This window comes from Piscinibacter sp. (assembly GCF_050175855.1).
Classification (GTDB): Bacteria; Pseudomonadota; Gammaproteobacteria; order Burkholderiales; family Burkholderiaceae_C; genus Piscinibacter.
In genome coordinates this window covers 1-4,945 of record NZ_JBFXIO010000382.1, presented here as the reverse complement: position 1 = coordinate 4,945, position 4,945 = coordinate 1, and the positions used below count along the sequence as shown (strand labels likewise).

The following is a 4,945-nucleotide window of genomic DNA, read 5'->3' as shown; positions in this document are numbered from 1 at the left end:
TCGCCGACGCGACCAACGTGATCGCGGAGGGCGAAGTGCTGCAGTTGATGAACATGCATGACCCGGACATTGCGGTGTCCGAGTATCTGCGCGTCATCCGCTTCAAGACCGCCAAGCTCTTTGAGGCCAGTGCACGGCTCGGTGCCGTTCTGGCCGAGGCGCCCCGGCCTGTCGAGGAGGCTTGCGCCGCCTACGGGCGATCCCTCGGCACGGCCTTCCAGTTGGTCGACGATCTGCTGGACTACGAGGGCAACACTTCCGAGCTGGGCAAGAACGTTGGAGACGACCTGCGTGAAGGCAAGCCGACCTTGCCGCTGCTGATCGCCATGGAGCGTGGCCGTACCGAAGAGCGGGCACTGATCAGGCACGCCATCGAACACGGCGAGGTGGCGCGGCTGGCAGATATCGTCGACATCGTCCGCCGCACCGGCGCCATCGCCGCCACACGCGAAGCCGCCCGCCGAGAAGCCGAACTGGCGGCCGCGCAGCTCGCCGACGTGCCGACATCGGAGTACCGCGAAGCTCTGCTAGAATTCTGTGCTCGGTCGGTGGAGCGCTCGTCCTAGAGCACGAAGCCAGTCGGCGTTCTCGACGTCGCGGCCGGAATCGGGGTGTAGCTTAGCCTGGTAGAGCGCTACGTTCGGGACGTAGAGGCCGGAGGTTCGAATCCTCTCACCCCGACCAGATTCACCCGCCTTCCCAGCGCATCAATTTGTTGCATCTTGGATAAGGTGCGCCCGGGAATTGTTGGCTTTGCCGCCGCTTCCTCTCGTTTACAGTGCCCGGCGGATCGGCGATCATGATCCGCTACCACTCACTTTCGCGGCACTCCTTCCAACGTGGACACCTTGGCTGAAGCCCCCCAGTCGGCGCTTTCGGGCGTTGCCCGCGTGCTCGTGCACGCCGGCCGACTCAATGCCAAGACAGCCGAGGATCTCGTCAAGAGTTCCCGCGAGAAGAAGACGAGCTTCATCTCGTCGGTGATCGCCGCGGGCGCGGTGGCCCCTTCGGATCTGGCGCACACCCTGTCCACCGCCCTGGCGCTGCCGCTGCTCGACCTGGGAGCGGTCGACGTTCAGAAGCTGCCCAAGAACGTCGTCGACACGAAGCTGGCGGTTCAATACCAGATCGTCGTGCTCGGCAAGCGCGGCAACCGCCTGTTCATCGGCGGCGCCGACCCGACCGACCAGGAAGCGGTCGAGCGGATCAAGTTCGCCACCCAGCTCTCGCCGGAGTGGGTGATCGTCGAGCACGACAAGCTCGCCAAGCTGCTCGAGGCAACGGGTGCGTCCGCCAGCGAGGCGCTCGAATCCCTGTCGTCGGGCGACTTCGAGTTCGACGTCACCGACGACGTCACCACGCCCCAGGAATCCGAGGCACCGTCCGACGTCGAGGATGCGCCGGTCGTGCGCTTCTTGCAGAAGATGCTGATCGACGCGATCAACGCGCGCGCGTCCGACCTCCACTTCGAGCCCTACGAGTACCACTATCGCGTGCGCTTCCGGGTCGACGGCGAACTGCGGGAGATCACCCAGCCGCCGATCGCCATCAAGGACAAGCTCGCCTCGCGCATCAAGGTCATCTCGCGCCTGGACATCGCCGAGAAGCGCGTGCCGCAGGACGGCCGCATGAAGCTGAAGTTCGGCAACAAGGCGATCGACTTCCGCGTCAGCACGCTGCCCACGCTGTTCGGCGAGAAGATCGTGATCCGTATCCTGGATCCGTCCAGCGCAAAGCTCGGCATCGACGCCCTCGGCTACGAGAAGATCGAGAAGGATCGCCTGATGAAGGCGATCCAGCGTCCCTACGGCATGGTTCTGGTCACCGGCCCCACCGGCTCGGGCAAGACGGTGTCGCTGTACACCTGCCTGAACATCCTGAACCAGCCTGGCGTGAACATCTCGACCGTGGAAGACCCGGCGGAAATCAACCTGCCGGGCATCAACCAGGTCAACGTCAACGACAAGGCCGGGCTCACCTTTGCCGCCGCGTTGAAGTCGTTCCTGCGCCAGGATCCGGACGTCATCATGGTCGGCGAGATCCGCGATCTCGAGACGGCCGACATCGCCATCAAGGCCGCGCAGACCGGCCACATGGTGATGTCGACGCTGCACACGAACGACGCGCCGACGACGCTGACCCGCCTGCTCAACATGGGCGTGGCGCCCTTCAACATCGCCTCGGCCGTGCTGCTGATCACCGCGCAGCGTCTGGCCCGCAAGCTCTGCGAGAACTGCAAGGCGCCGGCGGACTATCCCCGCGAGGCCATGCTCAAGGCCGGCTTCAAGGAAACCGATCTCGACGGCAGCTGGAAGCCTTACCGCGCCGTCGGTTGCTCGGCTTGCAGCAACGGGTACAAGGGGCGCGTCGGCATCTACCAGGTGATGCCCATCTCGGAAGAGATCCAGCGCCTGATCCTTGCCGAAGGCACGGCGATGGACCTTGCGGCCCAGGCTCAGAAGGAGGGCGTGCGCGACCTGCGCCAGTCCGGCCTGATCAAGGTCCGGGCCGGCGCGACCACGCTGGAAGAAGTGATCTCGGTGACCAACGAGTAGAACTGTCAATCGAAGGGCGGGAGCGCGGCTTCCCGAAATGACCATGGCCACTGCGGTAGCGGCGAAAAACATCAAGGACCTCGTCTTCGAGTGGGAAGGCAAGGACAAGAACGGCAAGATCGTTCGGGGCGAGATGCGCGCCGGTGGCGAAGCCATGGTGAGCGCCAGCCTGCGTCGCCAGGGCATCCTGACCACCAAGGTCAAGAAGCGCCGTCTCAGCGGCGGCCGTGCGATCAAGCAGAAGGACATTGCCGTCTTCACGCGCCAGCTCGCGACGATGATGAAGGCCGGCGTGCCGCTGATCCAGTCGTTCGACATCGTGGCTCGAGGCAGCACCAACCCGAAGATGACGCGGCTGCTCAACGACATCCGCGCCGACGTCGAGACGGGCACCAGCCTGTCGGCCGCGTTCCGCAAGCACCCGCTGTACTTCGATGCGCTGTACTGCAACCTCGTCGAAGCCGGCGAGGCCGGCGGCATCCTGGAAGCCCTGCTCGATCGCCTGGCCATCTACCAGGAAAAGACGATGGCGATCAAGAACAAGATCAAGTCGGCACTGATCTACCCGGTGGCCGTCATGGTCGTGGCCTTCGTCGTCATCGCGGTGATCATGATCTTCGTGATCCCGGCCTTCAAGGAAGTGTTCTCCTCGTTCGGCGCCGACCTGCCGGCACCGACACTGGCTGTGATCGCCATGTCGGAGTTCTTCGTCAAGTACTGGTACCTGATCTTCGGCGGCCTGGGCTTCGGCACGTACTTCTTCATCGAGTCCTGGAAGCGTTCGCCACGCATGCAGAAGGCGATGGATCGGCTGCTGCTGCGCGTGCCGGTGTTCGGCGAACTGGTGAACAAGTCGTGCATCGCACGCTGGACCCGCACGCTGTCGACGATGTTCGCAGCAGGCGTGCCGCTCGTGGAAGCGCTCGACTCGGTCGGCGGCGCCTCGGGCAACGCGGTCTTCGCGGAAGCCACCGAACAGATCCAGAAGGACGTCTCCACCGGCTCGGCGCTGACCACGTCGATGCAGACCACCGGCGTCTTCCCGACGATGGTCATCCAGATGTGCGCCATCGGCGAAGAATCGGGTGCGCTCGACCAGATGCTGGGCAAGGCGGCCGAGTTCTACGAGGACGAAGTCGATGAAGCCGTCAAGGGCCTGTCGAGCCTGATGGAGCCCTTCATCATCGTGATCCTCGGTACCTTGATCGGCGGCATCGTCGTCTCGATGTACCTGCCGATCTTCAAGCTGGGCCAGGTGGTCTGACGCGCGCCCGATGGACGCGCAGGCTCTGCAGGGGCTGCTGACGCCCCCGGTGCTGGCGTTGCTCGGGCTGTGCATCGGCAGTTTCCTCAACGTCGTCATCCACCGCTGGCCGCTGATGCTCGAGCGCGAGTGGCGCGCCGAGAGCGCCGAGCTTCTCGGCGTCAGCATCGAGCCGGCCGATCCGATCACGCTGTCCCGACCGGCGTCGCGCTGCCCTTCGTGCGGCCATCGCATCCGCTGGCACGAGAACATCCCCGTGCTCGGCTGGCTGCGCCTGCGCGGTCGATGCTCCGCCTGCAAGTCGCCGATCTCGCCACGCTATCCACTGGTGGAGATCTTCACCGGCGTCGTCTTCGCCGCCATCGGTTGGCGCTTCGGCGAGACGCCGATCGCGCTGCTCTGGTGCGGCGTGGCAGCGATGCTCATCGCGCTGGCCGGCATCGACTGGGACACCACCTTCCTGCCCGACAACCTCACGCTGCCGCTGCTGTGGGCCGGCCTCGTCGCGGCCGCGCTGGGCTGGACGATCCCGCTGGGCGATTCGGTCTGGGGCGCCGTGGCAGGTTACCTGTCGCTGTGGTCGGTGTACTGGCTGTTCAAGCTGCTGACCGGCAAGGAAGGCATGGGCTTCGGCGACTTCAAGCTGCTTGCCGCGCTGGGTGCGTGGCTGGGCCTGAAGATGATCCTGCCCATCGTGCTGATGGCCTCGTTGATCGGCGCCGTGGTCGGCATCGGCATGAAGCTCAGGGCCTCGTTGCGGGAGGGACGCTACGTCCCGTTCGGGCCTTTCCTTGCCGGCGCGGGGCTCGCAGTCCTGCTCGCTGGGCCCTCGCGCGTGCTCGGCTGGATCGGCTGGGCCTGATCCGGGTGACGCGATGGCGCGCTTGCAACTGCTGCGCATCGGCCTGACCGGCGGCATCGGCAGCGGCAAGAGCACGGTGGCCGGGGCACTCGCCGCACAGGGAGCCACGATCGTCGACACCGATGCCATCGCCAGAAGCCTGACGCAAGCCGGCGGCGCGGCGATCCCGGCCATCACCGCCGACTTCGGCGCCGAATTCATCGACGGCAGCGGCGCGCTGGACCGCGGCCGCATGCGTGCGCATGCCTTCGCCGATCCCTCCGC

Annotated in this window: 5 protein-coding genes and 1 tRNA gene; all 6 read left to right on the top strand. The window is 65.6% G+C overall.

Annotated elements, in window-relative coordinates; all coding sequences use genetic code 11:
- Window positions 1–566: polyprenyl synthetase family protein (locus tag AB7U92_RS21950; RefSeq protein WP_428582095.1), on the top strand; the 566-nt coding region annotated here is incomplete at its 5' end.
- A gap of 41 nt (window positions 567–607) precedes the next feature.
- Window positions 608–684: transfer RNA gene (locus AB7U92_RS21945), tRNA-Pro, on the top strand.
- A gap of 155 nt (window positions 685–839) precedes the next feature.
- Entirely contained in the window at window positions 840–2,555 is a 1,716-nt protein-coding gene (gene pilB, locus AB7U92_RS21940) for a type IV-A pilus assembly ATPase PilB (protein ID WP_428582093.1), read from the top strand.
- A gap of 43 nt (window positions 2,556–2,598) precedes the next feature.
- Window positions 2,599–3,819 carry a type II secretion system F family protein gene (locus AB7U92_RS21935; protein WP_428582097.1) on the top strand — a complete coding sequence of 407 codons (1,221 nt, stop codon included), beginning with the start codon at window positions 2,599–2,601 and terminating at the stop codon, window positions 3,817–3,819.
- A 10-nt stretch (window positions 3,820–3,829) separates the two neighbouring features.
- Window positions 3,830–4,681: a prepilin peptidase gene (locus AB7U92_RS21930; RefSeq protein ID WP_428582091.1), complete on the top strand. Its 852-nt coding sequence runs from the start codon at window positions 3,830–3,832 to the stop codon at window positions 4,679–4,681.
- 13 nt (window positions 4,682–4,694) lie between these two features.
- Window positions 4,695–4,945 (top strand): dephospho-CoA kinase (locus tag AB7U92_RS21925; protein ID WP_428582089.1); only part of this gene is annotated, 251 nt, incomplete at its 3' end.